We start from the raw sequence: 17,913 nt of genomic DNA on the forward strand, positions 1-17,913 counted from the left end.
AACTATATTTTTATATTAAATTACGATATAGAGTAAGTTAGTTTTAAATTAACAGCCACTATGTTCACGGAAGGTGATCTTTTGAAGAATAAAGAATATATTTCTCCACTGCAATTCTATTTTTTTATTACAGGATTTATATTGGGTTCAGCAATTATTATGTCAACTGCATTAGATGTTGCAGGAAGGGATATTTGGATTTCTCATTTAATTGCAATGATGGGCTCAATATTAGTATTATTAATGATGTTCTTTATAGTTGAAAAAAATCCAGATAAAGAAATTCATCAGATATTTGAGAAATTATTTGGAAAAATCGCTTCTAGATTTATTTTAATAATATATTTTATATATGTTTTATTATTAGGTGGGCTTGTGATAGACAATGTCAGTGAATTTATGACCTTAATGGTTATGCAGCACACCGATGAATGGATCTATATTTTAACTATAACAGTTATAACTTGCTATATATTAAGTAAGGGTCTTGAAGTAATGTCGAGATGTATAGAGGTAGTTAGTATAACATCTTTTATAATTTACATAATTGTAATTTTATTGTTGCTAACAGACATGGATTTTGGAGCATTATTACCTGCATTCTCAAAAGGCAAAGGGGCTATATTTAAGGCGGCTTTTATTATGAGTGGTTATCCATATAATGAAATTGTTACTTTATTTTTTATACTACCGAATATTAGAATAAAAGATCAACAAAAAGCGCTAAAATTCGGTATTTGGGGAATTGTTACTGCCACAATTATCCTCATTATTTTAGATCTTTTAATGGTTGGTATTATGGGAGATAAAGAAGCGGCACGAAATTTATTTGCAACTTTTGAAATTACTAAAATGATACATATAGGGGAGTCTATTGAGAGACTTGAGTTAGTGGTTTTATGGATTTGGTTTTTTTCAGCGTATATTAAAATATCATGCATATTTTACGCTCTCGTTAAAAGTATTCAAGGTATTTTCAATTTAAACGATTATAAAAGTGTAGCTATCCCAATGGCTATTCTGATGATTCCTATAGCAGATAATAGTTATGAGGATTATGAAAAATCAATTAGAGCTGTAATAGTTAATTGGCCGGTTTGTTCAGGCATTATGGTTTTTATATTAAGCATAATATTTTTTGTAATAATATGTAGAAATAGAAAAAAAGTTAAGAGCTAATGTTTTGATGGCATTTAATGTAGAAATGAGAAGGTGTCAAATTGAAGAACAAGGAATATATTTCGCCGTTACAATTTTATTTTATAGTTGTAGGATTTACATTGGGGACAGCTATTATACTCTCAAGTGGAATAGATACTGCGGGTAGAGATATTTGGATTTGTCATCTAATTGCAATGATAACATCAATTATAAGTTTATTAATGATATTTTCAATTGTTTGTAAATTCCCTGAAAAAGATAGTTTTGAAATTTTGGAGCATATATTTGGAAAGGGTATTTCTAAAATTATTCTGTTAATATTTTTTCTTGTATCAGTCGCATTGACGGCGCTTGTATTAGATAATATTGGAGAAATGATGATTTTAATGGTAATACAAAATACAGAAGAATGGGTATATATAATGTCTATAATTTTATTATCTGCATTTTTACTTAGAAAAGGTATAGAAATAAGTGCACGGTGCATTCAAATAATGGCAGCTTTTTGTATGATAGTTTCTATAATAGTACTAAGTTTTATAAGCGTAAATATAGATTTCAATACATTATTACCTATATTTTCTAAGGACTTTGATATAATCTATAAAACAACAATAATTGTGAGTTCTTTCCCATATCTAGAAGTAGTTATTATGTTTTTTCTAGTACCTACAATTAAAAAAAATGAAAGAAAGAAAGCATTGAAATTAGGAATATTAGGAATAGTAGCGACAAGTTTTTACTTTATAATAACTGATATTTTTATAATAGGAATATTTGGCGAGAAGGAAGCTGGTAGAATTTTATTTCCAACTTATGAAGTCGTTAGAATGGTTAGCTTGGGTGAATTTGTTACAAGAATAGAAATAGTTATATTGTTGATATGGTTTGTTACTACATATTCTAAAATTACAATTTGTTTGTACAGCATTATGAAAAGTGTTCAAGGTATTTTTAATTTGAAAGATTATAAGAGATTAGCGATTCCAATTGGTGTTTTTTTAGTGCCTATAGGGACTAATGCTTATAAAAATTATGAAGAGATAAATATATTAACTTTAAAAACTTGGCCAATAATAATGATATTTATATTCTTTTTGTTATTTGTAATATTTATTGGGGCGAAGATAAAAAAAAATGAGTGAAAAGGTTCTTAGTAATTTAAAATACTAAGAACTTTTTCACCGATTAGATTAACTATACTTGCTACTCCGGGTAAATCTATAACATTAAATTGTATAATATAACTTAATATTGAGGCAGAAGTAAGAAAGAATATGTTAATTAATAATATTGGAAAGTCATTATCGTTTTTATATTGTTTTATTTCGTAAAAAACATAAAAAACGACTATTGGTAAAATAAAATAAAACATAAATCACCTTCTATTCTTTAAGTAATTCAACAGTGGAGCCTCTGTATTTATTATTTACATTAACATGTATTTTTATGTCTACATTATCTATAAAAATTTCATTCCATTCATCTTGAGTAAGTTCTAAAACGTCAGTATATTTTCTTGAAAATATTGAACCGAAGTCAAATATATCTAGTTTGATTTCATTTTTAGATTTCTCAAATATTTTCATACATTCATGATAAATATAATTTTCAAATTCTTCATTAATTATATCTAAAATTCCATCTTTTAAATTAAGGTCGCCACTTGCCTCTACAATGGAACTATTTATAAATATATTAACATCCATTATATATTTATCATCTTTGATAATAGGCTTTAGTTTAGTTATAAAATTATTTATTTCGTAAGTGAAATTTGTATTTTCATAGTTTAGTGCTATAACAAAACTATCGATATTATCTTTTAGCATATTATAGGCTCTTGTTTCTTTTTTACTTAAAGAGTTTACCATTTTATATTTATAAAAAATTGCAACCCCATCTAATATTGATTCTGGTGCAAGATATTTATCACTTTTAGTAAATCTCCTGGATTTTGTTGATACAAATTTATTTAATGTAGCTACTCCAGAAATACTAGAACTATCTTTTATGAATTCACTTATAGTACTATTAACTCCAAAAGCAGATCTGCTAGTCTGTTTATTTATTACATCTAATTCTGTAGAGGTATTTAGTTCATCTTTAGCAATATTTTGAAGTAAAGATAGCCCATCTTCTTTTGCAACTACTATATTAACAAGTCTGCGTCTTTGAGAATCTCTTGTAAAAAAATCAAGCACAGGAATAATTCCTTTTTCTGCAAAAGATCTTCCTATTATTATAGTTTGTATATGGGGCCAATAATTTTGTTTATCAGTATCAACAACTAAATTTCTAGAAGCTTCAAAAACAGATTGACCGATACCTGTTTCAATAATATAATTTGATTTTTGTATTTCTGCTTGGTCAGAAATTTTTGCTGTTTGAGTTCCAATTATAATTTCACCAGTGGGTAATCTATCTACTGAAATACCTAATATAATTGCAAGTGAATTAATATCTTGGTAACCATTGCAGCTCGTTAAAAAAATACAAATTACTAGTAACCACAAAATTATTAATTTCTTTTTCATAGCAGGTCACTCTTTTCGTTTTTTTATCCTTACTCTATTTTTACTAGACAAGTAGTAAGGTCTTTGTTTATTTTCCCAAATAGGAGCTCTATATAGAATGTCATCAAAATCTTCTTTGACAAGAGGAGCAAAAGGAATAGTATACGGAATTCCAAATGAGCGAATGGACGCTAAATTTCCAAGTTGAAGTAATATTATTAAAAATACGCCCCAAATACCTAGCATACTACCAGCAAAAATAGATATAAATCTATATATAATAATGGATTGATTCATTTGAATAGAAGAAGTAATGATCGAAGAAGTAGCTGTAATAGCTGTAATAATTACAACTATAGGAGATACAAGGCCAGCTGTTACTACTGCTTCTCCAATAATTAATGCACCTACAATACTGAGGGCAGACCCAGCAGCTTTAGGCAATCTAATACCAGCTTCTTTAATAAGCTCAAATGCAAAAATCATCATCAAAAGTTCTAGCGGAAGAGGAAACGGTATTCCTTCTCTTTGCTTTGCTATTGAGATTAACAATTTAGTTTGTAGTAATTCCTGATGATAGGAAGTAATTGCTATATAAAATCCAGGCAAATATACTGAAAAAAAATAACCGATATATCGTAATGAACGTATAAATGTACTGAAGAAAAATCCATTATAATAATCATCAGAAATATGAAAAAAATCTAAAAAACAATAGGGCAATATTAATGCAAAGGGACTGTTTTCAGATAATAAAACTACCCTACCTTCTAATAAAGCAGAAACTGCTTTATCTGGTTTTTCAGTAATGCATATTGTTGGAAAAGACATCATAGGTTCATCTTCTATTAATTCAGCAATTTGTGAAGCATCTAGTATTGAATCTATATCAATTAGCTTCAAGCGTCTAAAAACTTCTTCTAATAATTTTTCATTAACGATATTTTCAACATAGCAAATAGAAACCTTAGTTTGTGAGTATCGTCCTAGGGTAGTATCTTCAAATTTACAAAGATAATGCTTTAAACGTCTCCTTATTAGAGATATATTTAAGGAAATATCTTCATTAAAAGCGTCTTTACTACCTAGTATAGAGGCTTCTATTTCTGGAGATGTTAAGGATTTATATTGCATATGGGAGAGATTTAAAAGTAAGCCTTCCTTTTTTCCTTCAATCAAAATTAATACTTTACCTGTGAGAATTTCATTAATAGCTATATCTAAATTATCTATATTTAATATTTGGGATACAGGAATTGAATCTGTAATTTGCTTTAGAGCATCTTGATTCGTTATATACAAGCTATTTTCTTGTAAATTGGAGATAATAAGTTTATTCAATGTTAGTAGGTTTATCATACTTTTTGCAAATACTAAATTAAGTTTTACATTATTAAGAGATAGCTCTCTTAATTCTACATCGGAGCAATTATTTAATTTTTTTTGAAGATTAGTTAAATTAAATTGATTATTTGAAGCATTATCTTTTTTAATATCATCCATAAAGTTATTGAACCTTACCTTCCTATTTTAAATAATTAATATAATATTAGTTTGTGCTAAATCTAAGAAAATAAAAGTCAAATATTTAAAATATATTAAAATACTTGAAAACATACTGACCGTAAATGGATTTATATTAATTTTATTGGTTTAGGACTTTTGTGTATGGTATAATATTTTATAGTGAATAACTTTAATGATTTATCGATGTACTACGATAAAATATGCAAAATTATATAACTAATACTAATTAGTTTATAATAATTAAAGGGGATGTGTTCTAATGGAAATAAAATATTCAAAAGTAGCAGAGGGGATTAAAGATTCAGAAATTAGAGAATTATTGAAATTGACAGCTAGACCAGAGATTATTTCTTTTGCAGGGGGACTTCCAGCTGGAGAACTTTTCCCGGTTGAAGAAATGAAAGAAGTATTTTGTAATGTTATGGATAAGTATGGTAGAAATGCATTGCAGTATAGTAGTACAGAAGGAAATACTAAATTAAGAGAATTTATAGCAAAAGATAGAATGAAAAAAATGGGTGTAGAAACTAGTTCAGATAATGTTATTATAACTAGTGGTTCACAACAAGGGCTTTTGATCACAGCACAATTATTGCTAAATGAAGGAGATACAATCATTTGTGAAAAACCTACATATCTTGGAGCATTAAATGCCTTTGATATTCTAAATCCTAATTATATTGAAATTGATATGGATGAACAGGGTATTATTCCTGAAAAATTGGAGGAAGCTTTAAAAAATAATCCTGAAGTAAAGTTTGTTTATACTATTCCTGAATTTCAAAATCCGACAGGCAAATCATTAAGCGTTGAGAGAAGAAAAAAAATAGCTCAGCTTGCAGCTAAATATAAGACTATTGTAGTTGAAGATAATCCTTATGGAGAGCTTAGATTTGAAGGTGAAGTTCTTCCTTCAATAAAGAGTTTTGATGAAGAGGGTTATGTTATTTACTTAGGAACTTTCTCTAAAACGTTTTGTCCTGGACTTAGAATTGGTTGGGTATGTGGAAATGAAGAAATACTTGATAAATATGTAATGATAAAACAAAGTGCAGATTTACATACAAATACTTTAGCTCAATTTGAGATTGCTGAATTTGTTGAAGTTAATAATTTAGATGATCATATTAACAAAATAATTAAAGTGTATAGGAAAAGAAGAGATACAATGATAGAGGCTATAGACGAATTTTTACCTGAAGGAATTAAATTTGTTAAACCAGAAGGTGGACTATTCATATGGGTAGAGCTTGATGAAAATTTAGATAGTAAAGAAGTATTTAAAGAAGCTATAAAAGAAAATGTAGCCTTTGTACCAGGGCATTCTTTTTATGCAAAGGATGTACAAAAGAATATGATGAGATTAAATTATTCTTCTATGGAAGAAGAAGCCATTGTAGAGGGAATTAAAAGACTTGGTACTGTTATAAAGAAAATGCAAAAATAATAGATATTAAAGTATTCTAATTCAAATATATAAATAGCTTTATAATAAATAGAAGAGATTTTTAGTATAACTAGAAAGGCTCTTTTATTTTTACATAAAAATATATGATATAAAGTAAATAGTTTGATTTTAAACCATTATTGATGTAGAAACTATTGAATAGATAATTTGTTTTAATTACAATAATTGGTAAATATTATTTAATAATAATCTTATGACTTATAGAGTGATACTTACAAAATAAGATTGCAGAGTGAAGTTAAAGATAAGTTTGAAATCGAAATCTACTATTTAGATTGAAAGATTTGTAAACAATTAGGTGTTTATCATGAACTGTACATTATAAACTATATTTTGAATATTAATTAAAAATAAAAAGGAGCGTGTTATTATGCAATATAGAAAATTTGGAAAAACAGGATTAGATATTTCATTATTAGGATATGGTTGTATGAGATTACCAATGCAAGAAGGACAAAAGGGCAAAATAGATGAAGAGAAAGCCACTGAACAAATAAGGTATGCTATAGATAATGGTGTAAATTATATAGATACTGCGTACCCTTATCATGGAGGAGAAAGTGAATTAGTTGTTGGAAGAGCTTTAAAGGACGGTTATAGAGAAAAAATTTATCTTGCAACTAAATTACCATCTTGGCTAATAAAAACTAGAGAAGATATGGATAAATATTTAAATGAACAATTAGAAAAATTACAAACTGACCATATTGATTTTTATTTATTACATGCCCTTAGTAAAGATAGATGGCAAACATATAAAGATAATGGAGTTTTTGATTTTATAGATAAAGCAAAAGAAACAGGCAAAATAAAGCATATAGGATTTTCATTTCACGATGATTTAGATGTATTCAAGCAAATAATTGATGAATATGATGGCTGGGAATTTTGTCAAATACAATTTAATTATATGGATGAATATTTTCAAGCAGGTATAGAGGGATTAAATTACGCCTCTGATAAAGGAATACCAGTAATTGCTATGGAGCCATTAAGAGGAGGAGCATTAACTAAAACTATTCCAGAGGATATTCAAAAAGTTTGGGATAGAGCTGATAAAAAAAGAACAGCGGCTGAGTGGGCCTTTAGATTTGTATTTGATTATCCTAATATTAATGTTGTTTTGAGTGGAATGAATAGTATTCAGCAGATAGAAGAAAATATTAGAACAGCAGAAGAAGGTCTTCCTAATTCATTAAAAGAGGAAGAAAAACAATTAATTGATGAAGTAAAAAAAATGTACAGAAGTAAAATTAAAGTCGATTGTACAAAATGTCAATATTGCATGCCTTGCCCTGTAGGAGTTAATATACCATACAATTTTGAACTTTTAAATAATGTAACAATGTATGATGATTTAGCTTCAAGTAAAATGAGATACAATAATTTAATGAAACCTGAAGATAGAGCAGAAGCATGTGTACAATGTGGAAAATGTGAAAAAGTATGTCCACAGAATATAAGCATTAGAGTAATGCTTAAAGAAACAGTAGCTATTTTAAAATAATAGTAATATATACAAAAACATGATTTAACATTTAATGATAAATTATGTTTTTGTAGAATTTTATATATTTTTATAATTTACAGTAGTATTGAATTATGATAATATTAAACTAAATTATAAAAATGTTAAAATAATCAAATTTTTTAAAAATAACAAGAATTATATTTAGTTTTACATTAAACATTATAAAAAGAGAAGGTTATGAGGATGGTGAATGAAGTGATTGGATGTAAAAATGAATATGTAAATACAAATTTTGGTCAACCAATAATCCAAAATCATAAATTTGTAATGCTCATAATAAATCCTAAAACTGGTGAAATTGTAGAAGGGAATAATAATGCAGTTTCCTATTATGGATATTCTAAGGAAGAACTTTTAAGTTTGAGAATACAGGATATTAATATTCTAAAAGCAGATGAAGTCAAAAAAGAGATGTTTAAGGTAAAAAGTGGAATAAAGAATTACTTTAACTTTAGACATCTTTTATCAAATGGGGAAATAAGAAATGTTGAAGTATACAGTACATTAATAAAAATTGAAAAAAAAGAGTATCTTCACTCTATAATATGTGATATTACAAATGAAAGAGAACAAAGTGTATATTTTGATCAATGTTTTATGAATACACCAATTGCCACAGTAATTTTAAATAACGATAATAGAGTAATAGATATAAATAATAGTTTTTATAAATTATTTAAATATAATAAAGAAGAAATACTTAATAAACAATTAAAAGAAGCAATAACTAATGACCCTCTACTTAAAGAAAATATTCAAGATAGTTTCGATAAAGTGAACAAAGGTATTTTAATAAATAAAAAAAGCGAGAGAGTTACAAAGGATGGACAAGTTATATCTGTAGATATAACTGCATTTCCTATAATAAATAATGGTAGACAAATTGGTAAAGTAGCTACATTTATAGATATTACAGAGAAAAAAGAAAAAGAAAAAGAATTAAAACTATTTGAGAAAGCTCTAGCTAAAAATACTGAAGGAATAACTATTACGGATAGAGAAGGAAATATTCAATGGATAAATAATGCTTTTTCAAAAATTACAGGATATACATTACAAGAGGCTAAGGGTGAAAATCCTAGAATTTTAAAGTCTGATAGACATAGTGATGAATTTTATAAAAATATGTGGGACTGTATTATAGATAGAGGTAATTGGCAAGGTGAAATATATAATAAAAATAAAGAAGGACATGTATACCCTGAATTTTTAAATATTTGTGCAATAAAAGATGACAATGATAGTATTACTCATTTTATAGCAATATTTAATGATATTACAGAACATAAAATAAGAGATAAAAAGATAGAAAATTTAATATATAGAGATAGTTTGACAGGACTTTACAGTAGATCTTTTTTTATGGATAATTTAGAGAGGGAAGTATTAAAAGCTAACAATAATACATTGGCAGTTATTTTTTTAGATTTAGACGATTTTAAAAAAATTAATGATACACTAGGGCATTCTATTGGTGATATAGTATTGATAGAGATTGCAGATAGGATAACTAGATGTGTTAGTGATAAAGATATAGTTGCAAGAATAGGTGGGGATGAATTTACTATAGTAATTCCTAAAATAAAAAATGAAAAAGAAACTATAGTAACTAGTAATAAAATAATTAAAATTGTAGAAGAGCCTATATTTGTAGATAATAATGATTTGCATATTTCAGCTAGTATAGGGATAGCTATATATGATAATAATACTGATACAGCAGAAGTATTAATGAAATGTGCAGATATAGCAATGTATAAATCAAAAGAAAATAAAGGAAATAATGAAAATAGAGTTGTACTTTTTAATAGTGACATGAATAAAGATATTGATGAAAAATTTATTTTAGGAAATGACCTTATGAATAGTTTAGAAAAAAAACAATTATATTTAAACTACCAACCCATTATAAATATACAAACACATGATATTATTGCAACAGAGGCTTTGATAAGATGGAAACATCCAGAGTTGGGAATAATTCCTCCAGATAAATTTATATATTTAGCAGAAAAAAGCGGTGTTATAAATAAAATTGGGCTATGGGTTTTGAGAACGGCTTGTATGCAAAACAAACAATGGCAAATGGAGGGAACTAATCCTATAGTGATTTCAGTCAATGTATCTGTTGTTCAGTTAAAACAAAAGAACTTCCCTTCTTTAGTTGAAGAAGTATTAAAAGAAACAAAGCTCGATGCAAAATATCTAGAATTAGAAATAGTAGAGAGCATTTCCATGGAGAATATAGATGATATTAAAAAAACATTAAACTCTTTAAATAAACTAGGAGTAAATATTGTAATAGATGATTTTGGAACAGGATATTCTTCATTAGCAGAATTAAATAATCTAGCCATATCCAAATTGAAAATTGATAAAAAATTTATAGATGATATAGAAAAAGTACAAAAGAGCAGGCGAATATCTGAGGCTATAGTCGCTGTAGCTAAGAGCTTAGATATAAAAGTAGTGGCAGAAGGAATTGAAACTAAAGAACAATTAAGTATTTTAAAGGGTATAAGCTGTGATTATGGACAAGGATATTATTTTAGTAGACCTGTAGATAGTGATTCTATAAAAAAGATGATTTTATTAGAAAAATAAAAATCTAATTATGATATTAAAAGAACTATAAAGTAGGCCTGGTTGTTAGCGATTGGGAATGATTTTAGTTCTTTTTTAACTACAAAAATATATTAGCTATTTTATAAATTATTATTAAAATAAAATACTTTATAATTAATTTAAATATAAAACAGTAAAAAAATTCAATATGGCATAAATTTTGCTAGTATTATTTATATTAAGGAGGTTTTGCTAATGAACATGATAGAGTTAAATAAGATTGAAATAGCTAGTGGAGAAACCCTTGGATATAGGGAATGCGGTAGTGGGGATAAGATACTGTTACTTATTCATGGAAATATGACTTCATCAAAACACTGGGATTTATTAATGGAACAATTAAAGTATGAGTATAAAATATATGCTATTGATTTAAGGGGATTTGGGATTTCTACTTATAATACTGAAATTAATTCTTTAAAGGATTTTTCAGAAGATGTTAAAATGTTTGTTGATAAATTAGGGATTAAAGGATTTATATTAGCTGGGTGGTCTACGGGTGGTGGAGTAGCTATGCAGTTTGCTGCCTATTATCCCGAGTATGTAGAAAAATTAATATTAGTAGAGTCCGTAGGCATAACAGGATATCCTATTTTTAAGAAAGATGATAAAGGACAATCTATAATAGGTGAATTTTTAAGGACTAAAGAAGAAATAGCAAATGATCCAATACAAGTGCTACCAGTGCTAAATGCTATTAAAAATAAAGATAAAGAGACTTATAGAATAGTATGGAATTCTGTTATTTATACAAAAGATAAACCTTCTGCAGAGAAATATGAAGAGTATTTAGAGGATATGCTAACACAAAGGAATTTAGTAGATGTGGATTATGCGTTGACTAGATTTAATATGTCTAATATGCATAATGGAGTAGTTGAAGGTTCAGGGGATATTGATAAAATAAAAGCGCCTACAATTATTTTTCAAGGAGACAGAGATTTAGTAGTACCTATGCAAATGGGACAAGGGATAGCAGAAGCATTAGGAGATAGAGGAAAGTTAGTAATTCTTAATGATTCAGGACATTCTCCTTTTATAGATTGTTTAGATAGGATAACTAAGGAGATTAAAGAATTTTTAAAATAAAATATAAATGAATAATATAAAGGGAACATCAATATGATGTTCCTTTTGTAGTTAAAAGTAATTTGTTGTGAATTATAATTCTCTTAAATATACTTGGTTTTTAAAATTGGCATAACAATTGCTAATTATTATAACAAGAAGATTAAATAATGTTCAATATACCTCGCAGTTTATTATGAAAAGATAGAGTATTCGTGCAATTATTGTTAACGTATACAAATATTCTTTTCTGAAAAAGCATTATTAATCTAATATGGTTAAATATAGGTTGTTTCAAAAAATAACATTGTACCAAAAAGTAACAATAGGAGGAGATATATGAGCCAGGTTATAATTAGTGGTTTAATAACAGGAAGTCTATATGCATTAGCAGCACTTGGACTAGTATTAATATTTAAAACTTCGGGTATAGTAAATTTTGCTCAAGGTGAAATGGCTATGTTTAATACTTTTATAGCTTTTACTATATTACAAGCAACGGGACTTCCGTTTATTGTAGTGATGGCGCTAACGGTATTAGTTGCAGCTGCCATTGGATTTATGATACAGAGATTCATTATGAGACCAATTCAAAATGCAGTATTGAGCTCAATGATAGCTACTCTTGGATTAATTATGATTTTTAATGGTGTTGCAGGAAATTTGTTTGGTTTTGAAACAAAACAATTTCCTAAGATGATGGATGGGGAAAATATAAGTATTTTGGGGGTTTCGGTTTCTCCAAATAGTTTAATGACTATTGTAATAACACTTGTGATAATGGTAGCTTTATTTTACTTTTTTAAATTTACTAGGGCTGGGTTAGCATTAAGAGCTGCATCTCAAAATTCAGAGGCTGCTAAACTTATGGGAATTTCTGTAGAGAAAACAATAGCAATGACTTGGGCTATAAGTGCTTCCTTGTCAGCTATTGCAGGTATGCTTATTGCACCAACCACATTTTTAGATATAAATATGATGGCAGATGTCCATTTGAAATCATTTTCGGCAGCTGTTTTAGGTGGATTTAATTCATTTATTGGACCAGTTGTAGGTGGATTTGTATTAGGTATAGCAGAGAACCTATTTGGAAAATATATTTCGATATCATGGAAAACAGTATTTTCATTTGGGCTAATAATAGTAATGCTTATTATGAGACCTAATGGTTTACTTGGTAAAAAGCATAGAAAGAAGGTGTAACAATGAAGATAAAATTTGGTGAGTTTATTAGACAAAACAAAAAATTCTTAATCGGGCTTTTAATAGTTATAGTATTTCCATTAATATTTAGTCTAATTGGTATACCTTTAAAGAGAAGTATAATGACACTGTTTAATATGGCAGGAATTTATATAATTGTTGCCATAGGTTATAATCTGCTTCTTGGATTTGGGGGACAAATTTCACTTGGTCATGCAGCTTTTATAGGATTAGGAGCTTATATAACTGCTAATTTAAGTATTAGATTTGATGCTAATTTCTTAGTATCTATGGCTGTTTCCGTAATAATAACAGGATTACTTGGTGTTGTTCTTGGAATACCAGCGCTTAGATTAGAAGGAAACTATTTGGCTATTGCGACACTGGGATTTGGGGTTGCTATGGAACATATATTTATGGAATTTGAAGGATTAACAGGTGGATTTTCAGGGCTTACGGGTGTAGCGTCACCAAGTATTTTTGGATTTGAGTTTGGAAGTAGATTAAGTATGTATTATTTTATATTGTTTTTTATTGTCTTAGCTATAATAATTGCTAGAAATATAATAAATAGCAAGACAGGTAGAGCTTTAATGGCATTAAGAGATAGTGAGATTGCAGCAGAATCATTAGGTATAAATATTGCAAAATATAAAACAATTGCCTTTGCAGTTAGTGCGGCTTATGCAGGACTAGCAGGAAGCTTATGGGCATTTTTATTCAAAGCAGTTTATGCACAATCATTTGGTACAGCTGTTTCATTAAATCTTTTGGCTATGGTAGTAATAGGTGGATTAGGAACTATTAGTGGATCTATAATTGGAGCTGTATTAATGATAATTTTACCGGAGTACACAAAAGCGATTCCTTTAGCAAATAGTGCAACTATTATTACAGGTATTCTTTTGATTGTTATAGTTATGTATTCACCATATGGACTAGTTGAATTATATGGAAGGCTGAAATATAAATTTAAAACAAGAAAAAAGAATAATTCTAAAATTGAAAAGAAGGAGGCTTAGAAATGGGAGATACACTATTGAGAGTAGAAGATATATCAATAAGTTTTGGTGGACTGAAAGCTGTTGATAAGCTTTCCTTTGAAATAAATAAAGGCGAAATATATGGATTAATCGGTCCTAATGGAGCTGGAAAAACAACAGTATTCAATCTTATAAGTCAATTTTATAAGCCTGATAGCGGCAAAGTAATGTTTGATGATAAGAATATATCTAACTTAAAAGTACATCAAGTAATTAATGAAGGAATAACTAGAACTTTTCAAAATGTAGAGTTGTTTAAGAATATGACTGTTAAAGATAATCTTATGGTAGGTTATCATCACGGTATAAAATATGGCACTCTTGCTGCAATTCTAAAGCTTCCTAGGGTAAAAAAGCAAGAAGAAGAGATTGAAGAAAAAATAGTCAATATATTAGAGTTTTTAGGGATTGAGGAGTACAAAGATTTCTATGTGGTAAATCTACCCTATGGGGTTCAAAAATTAGTAGAGTTAGGAAGAGCTCTAATATCAAATCCAAAACTACTAATATTAGACGAACCTGCAGCTGGGATGAATGACATAGAAACAAAAGAACTAGGAGATAGGATTCTTAAAATAAGAGATGAACAAAATGTAACGGTACTTCTAGTAGAACATGATATGGCTTTAGTTATGAAAATATGTGACAGGATAACAGCAATTAATTTTGGTGAAAAAATAGCTGAAGGAACACCAAAAGAAGTTCAAAATAATCCAGTTGTAATAAAAGCATATCTTGGGGAGGAGGTGCAGTAATGCTTGAAATAAAAAACTTACAAGTTAATTATGGATACATTAAGGCAGTAAAAGGTATTGATATTAAAGTAGGAGAAGGAAAAATAATAAGCATTTTGGGGGCCAATGGAGCAGGTAAAACCTCTACATTGAAGGCTATATCGGGAATAATTAAACCTTCAGCAGGTCAAATAATCTTTAATGGAGAGGATATTTCAAATTTATCTTCAGATAAAATTGTCTCTAGAGGACTTATTCACTGCCCAGAAGGAAGAAAGATATTTCCAGAGTTAACAGTAGAGGAAAACTTGAAAGTAGGGGCTTATATAGTAAGGGATAAAAAAATAATAAAAGAGAACTTCCAAAAAGTATATCAGTATTTCCCAAGACTTTTAGAAAGAAAAAAACAAATGGCAGGTACTTTGAGTGGAGGGGAGCAGCAAATGCTAGCTCTTGGAAGAGGTATAATGGCAAATCCTAAGCTATTAATTTTGGATGAGCCTTCACTTGGACTAGCACCTATTATAGTAGGTGAAATATTTAACATCATTAAAAAGATAAAGAGTGAGGGAGTTACCATACTTTTAGTGGAGCAAAATGCATTTCAAGCATTAAAAATATCTGATTATTCTTATGTTCTTGAAACAGGAAAAATAAGATTGGAAGGAAAATCAGAAGAAATAAGAGAAAATGAGGATATCAAAAAATCATATTTAGGTAATTAAATAGTTAAAATATATATTTTAAAAAATAAATGGCTTTTAAATCCTAATGGATCTAAAATAAATAAAAAATGAGGGGGAAAAATTAATGAAAAAGTTTTTATCAATTTTATTGACTGGAATTTTAGCAATTTCTTTACTTACAGGATGTGGTGCTAAGGAAACTCAAGAAGCAGCACAAGGGGTAACAGACGATACAATTAAAATAGGAACAATTGGACCTGTATCTGGACCAGTAGCAATTGTTGGAGTTCCTGTTGTACATGGAATGGAAGCTTATTTTGATATGGTTAATGATGAGGGTGGAATTGATGGTAGAAAAATTGAATTAATATCAAAAGATGATAGTTTTAAGCCAGATGTTGCTCTTCAAAAGGCTGAAGAATTAGTTGAATCAGATGAAGTATTTGCAATTGTTGGTCAACTTGGTACTCCTGGATGTTTAGCCACTGTTGATTATTTTAAAGAAGTTGGAATACCAGCAGTCTATCAAGGAAGTGGAGCTAGTAGTTTTTCTGAGCAAAAAGGAAATTATTTCCCAGTACAACCAAACTATACAATGGAAGGTAAATTAATGACACAATATATTCTCGATGATTTGGGAGCTAAAACTATAGCTGTTATTTATGAGAATAATGATATCGGTAAAGAAGGTATAGCTGGAATAAAAGCAAAATTAGAATCATTAGGAAAATCTGATGCATTAGTAGAAGAAGTTCCATATAATCCAACTGAAATTGATTTTTCTACACATGTACAGAAACTTGCAGAATCAAAACCGGATGTAACAATTGTTTATGGAAATGCAAAACCAACAGCGGGTATAGTGACAGAAGCTAAAAAACAGGGTTTTGAAACTCAAATAGTAGCTTCTTATATAGTAGCTGATGTTACTTTATTTACTTTAGCACAAGATGCTTGGGATGGTGCTATTGTAGCGGCTTGGGTACCTGATATTACTGATGCTAGTAATGAACAAGCAAAATTATTCATTGATACTTTCACTAAATATTTTCCAGATGAAACACCAAATGCATTTGCAGTTGCAGGTTGGGTAGCAGGAGAGGTTTTTGTTGAAGGATTAAGAAAAACTGAAGGAACATTAACTTGGGAAAATTATACAAAAGGTATGGAAAGCTTTGATAATTGGAGTGGTGGAATAGCTAAAGGAATCACTTATACAGAAGAAAGAAGAAATGGTGTTGAACAAATGTACTTTATGAAAGCAAAATATGTAGATGAAACTAACTTTACTTATGAGGCAATTTCAGATTTTATACAATTAGAAAACGAGTAAAGAAAAGATCAAACTATGTTTAAGTAGTAGACCATACACAATTAAATTTTAAGCTCATTGTTAATAATATAATAGAGGCGGTAAAATAGAGGGTTATCGCCTCTTAAATTAGAAGGTGTTATAATGAAAATGGATATTAAAGGTTATGAAATAAACTATGAGATATACGGGGAAGGTGAGCCTCTTGTAATGCTTAATGGTATTATGATGAGTTCAGCTAGTTGGAAACCTTTTCTAGATATACTTAAAGAAAAAAAATTAATATTAATAGACCTAATAGACCAAGGATTATCAGGCAAGGGGAAAGAAGAGTATACTCAAGAAATACATGTTGATATAATAAAAGAACTTCTCGATAATTTGGGAATAAAGAAAGTAAATTTATTTGGGATTTCTTATGGTGGAGAAGTTGCTATGCAATTTGCACTTAAATATCAAGAATATTTAAGTAGTTTAATATTATCGAATACAACAGCTTATACAAGTAAATGGTTAAAAGGAATAGAAGAACTTTGGGATTATGCAGCTGGTACACATGATGGTAAAGTGTTTTTTAAGGCTACAATGCCTTATATTTATTCTACAAAATTTTATGAAGAAAATAATGATTGGCTAAAAGAAAGGGAAGAAGTATTTTGCAAAGTATTTACTCCAGAATGGTACGAAGGTTTTAGACGAGCTATAAGAAGTGCTTCTGGTTTAAATATTGAAGAAAAGATTAATAAAATTAAAGTACCGACACTAGTAATAGGTGCTGATAAAGATATTTTAATCCCATTGTCTTGCCAATTCAAAATATACGAAAGAATAGAAAATTCGAAAATGATGATCATTAAGGATGCTGGGCACGCAGCAATGTATGAAAAACCGTACGAATTTGCTAGTATGATAAATGGATTTTTGAGTATTTATGATAAAGATATAAAAATTAATTAAAAGTAGATAGTGTAAAGTAATCTATGAAAAAAGTACGCAGAAAAATATTTCTCATTATAGCATAGGAAATAAGAAAAAATGT

General features: G+C 28.4%; 14 protein-coding genes. 12 read left to right on the forward strand and 2 right to left on the reverse strand.

What is annotated here, in order from left to right; translation table 11 throughout:
• Positions 1 to 81: 81 nt before the first annotated feature.
• Both ACVHXK_RS14145 and ACVHXK_RS14150 read left to right on the forward strand, forming a co-directional pair.
• On the forward strand, positions 82 to 1,179 hold the full coding sequence (locus tag ACVHXK_RS14145) for a GerAB/ArcD/ProY family transporter (RefSeq protein ID WP_461207058.1): 1,098 nt from the start codon (positions 82 to 84) through the stop codon (positions 1,177 to 1,179).
• Positions 1,180 to 1,220: 41 nt separating this feature from the next.
• Entirely contained in the window at positions 1,221 to 2,306 is a 1,086-nt protein-coding gene (locus tag ACVHXK_RS14150; protein WP_461207059.1) for a GerAB/ArcD/ProY family transporter, read from the forward strand.
• A 240-nt stretch (positions 2,307 to 2,546) separates the two neighbouring features.
• Here the strand turns inward: ACVHXK_RS14150 and ACVHXK_RS14155 are convergent, their stop codons facing one another.
• Together ACVHXK_RS14155 and ACVHXK_RS14160 are read right to left on the reverse strand one after the other, a co-directional pair.
• Positions 2,547 to 3,698 (reverse strand): Ger(x)C family spore germination protein, encoded by a 1,152-nt coding sequence (locus ACVHXK_RS14155; protein ID WP_461207060.1) that lies wholly within the window; start codon positions 3,696 to 3,698, stop codon positions 2,547 to 2,549.
• A 6-nt stretch (positions 3,699 to 3,704) separates the two neighbouring features.
• Positions 3,705 to 5,180: a spore germination protein gene (locus ACVHXK_RS14160; RefSeq protein ID WP_461207061.1), complete on the reverse strand. Its 1,476-nt coding sequence runs from the start codon at positions 5,178 to 5,180 to the stop codon at positions 3,705 to 3,707.
• 283 nt (positions 5,181 to 5,463) lie between these two features.
• Here ACVHXK_RS14160 and ACVHXK_RS14165 point away from each other — a divergent pair, with 283 nt between their 5' ends.
• From ACVHXK_RS14165 to ACVHXK_RS14210, 10 genes are all read left to right on the forward strand, one after another.
• Positions 5,464 to 6,651 (forward strand): aminotransferase-like domain-containing protein, encoded by a 1,188-nt coding sequence (locus ACVHXK_RS14165; protein WP_461207062.1) that lies wholly within the window; start codon positions 5,464 to 5,466, stop codon positions 6,649 to 6,651.
• Between the two features lie 391 nt (positions 6,652 to 7,042).
• A complete protein-coding gene (locus tag ACVHXK_RS14170) occupies positions 7,043 to 8,179 on the forward strand; it encodes an aldo/keto reductase (protein WP_461207063.1) in 1,137 nt (378 codons plus the stop codon).
• 207 nt (positions 8,180 to 8,386) lie between these two features.
• On the forward strand, positions 8,387 to 10,807 hold the full coding sequence (locus ACVHXK_RS14175; RefSeq protein WP_461207064.1) for an EAL domain-containing protein: 2,421 nt from the start codon (positions 8,387 to 8,389) through the stop codon (positions 10,805 to 10,807).
• Positions 10,808 to 11,023: 216 nt separating this feature from the next.
• Positions 11,024 to 11,917: an intracellular short-chain-length polyhydroxyalkanoate depolymerase gene (gene phaZ / locus ACVHXK_RS14180; protein ID WP_461207065.1), complete on the forward strand. Its 894-nt coding sequence runs from the start codon at positions 11,024 to 11,026 to the stop codon at positions 11,915 to 11,917.
• A gap of 318 nt (positions 11,918 to 12,235) precedes the next feature.
• Complete coding sequence (locus tag ACVHXK_RS14185; protein ID WP_461207066.1) at positions 12,236 to 13,099, forward strand: branched-chain amino acid ABC transporter permease; 864 nt, start codon at positions 12,236 to 12,238, stop codon at positions 13,097 to 13,099.
• A 2-nt stretch (positions 13,100 to 13,101) separates the two neighbouring features.
• Positions 13,102 to 14,121, forward strand: coding sequence for a branched-chain amino acid ABC transporter permease (locus ACVHXK_RS14190; RefSeq protein ID WP_461207067.1), 1,020 nt, complete (start codon positions 13,102 to 13,104; stop codon positions 14,119 to 14,121).
• 2 nt (positions 14,122 to 14,123) lie between these two features.
• On the forward strand, positions 14,124 to 14,897 hold the full coding sequence (locus tag ACVHXK_RS14195; protein WP_461207068.1) for an ABC transporter ATP-binding protein: 774 nt from the start codon (positions 14,124 to 14,126) through the stop codon (positions 14,895 to 14,897).
• Positions 14,897 to 15,601 (forward strand): ABC transporter ATP-binding protein, encoded by a 705-nt coding sequence (locus ACVHXK_RS14200; RefSeq protein WP_461207069.1) that lies wholly within the window; start codon positions 14,897 to 14,899, stop codon positions 15,599 to 15,601. Before ACVHXK_RS14195 ends, ACVHXK_RS14200 begins: the two co-directional genes overlap by 1 nt.
• An 85-nt stretch (positions 15,602 to 15,686) precedes the next feature.
• A complete protein-coding gene (locus ACVHXK_RS14205) occupies positions 15,687 to 16,895 on the forward strand; it encodes an ABC transporter substrate-binding protein (protein ID WP_461207070.1) in 1,209 nt (402 codons plus the stop codon).
• 123 nt (positions 16,896 to 17,018) lie between these two features.
• Positions 17,019 to 17,831 (forward strand): alpha/beta fold hydrolase, encoded by an 813-nt coding sequence (locus ACVHXK_RS14210; RefSeq protein WP_461207071.1) that lies wholly within the window; start codon positions 17,019 to 17,021, stop codon positions 17,829 to 17,831.
• The last annotated feature ends 82 nt before the right edge of the window (positions 17,832 to 17,913 follow it).

The sequence above is a fragment of the Clostridium sp. DL1XJH146 genome, assembly GCF_054819755.1.